The following is a 592-nucleotide window of genomic DNA, read 5'->3' as shown; positions in this document are numbered from 1 at the left end:
ACGCCTCCATCTCTGGCGCTGAAGTTGGCTGTCAAGGCGAGGTTGGCTCCGCTTGTGCGATGGCAGGCTCTGCTCTAGCCGAGATTATGGATGGCTCGCCAGCCAAATGCTTAAATGCGGCCGAAATCGGCATCGAGCACAACTTAGGCTTAACCTGCGATCCTATCGGCGGACTGGTACAGGTGCCTTGTATCGAGCGCAATGCCATGGGCGCGGTCAAAGCAATCAATGCGGCGCGTCTGGCCTGCCGCGGCAATGGCCAACATTTCGTCTCGCTAGACAAGGTGATTGAAACCATGAAAGTGACTGGCGCTGACATGCTCGATAAGTATAAAGAAACCTCACGTGGCGGGCTGGCAGTGTATGCTGACAATCGTATACCGACGGCCACTCATGGCGTCAGTGTAAAGTACAGCCAGTGTTAGTCGTCATTTATGAGGTCAGCATACTCATAAGATAATCGTGTTGTGTTAAACGTAACAAAAAATGCCTCTGATCAATCAGAGGCATTTTTTAGGATAATGATTAGGGCGTGTTGAACAGTCACAAATAGGCACTGCTGATCGCTAAAATTGTTCCAGACAAGGCGCAA

Annotated in this window: 1 protein-coding gene; it reads left to right on the top strand. The window is 50.7% G+C overall.

Features of this window, described 5'->3' with window-relative positions:
• A partial coding sequence (locus tag NK638_RS12420; RefSeq protein WP_274633249.1) for an L-serine ammonia-lyase, iron-sulfur-dependent, subunit alpha occupies positions 1 to 425 on the top strand: 425 nt, incomplete at its 5' end.
• Positions 426 to 592: the final 167 nt, after the last annotated feature.

This window comes from Psychrobacter sp. A3 (assembly GCF_028823565.1).
GTDB classification, from domain to species: Bacteria; Pseudomonadota; Gammaproteobacteria; order Pseudomonadales; family Moraxellaceae; genus Psychrobacter; species Psychrobacter celer.
This window is presented reverse-complemented; position numbering and strand designations above follow the sequence as displayed.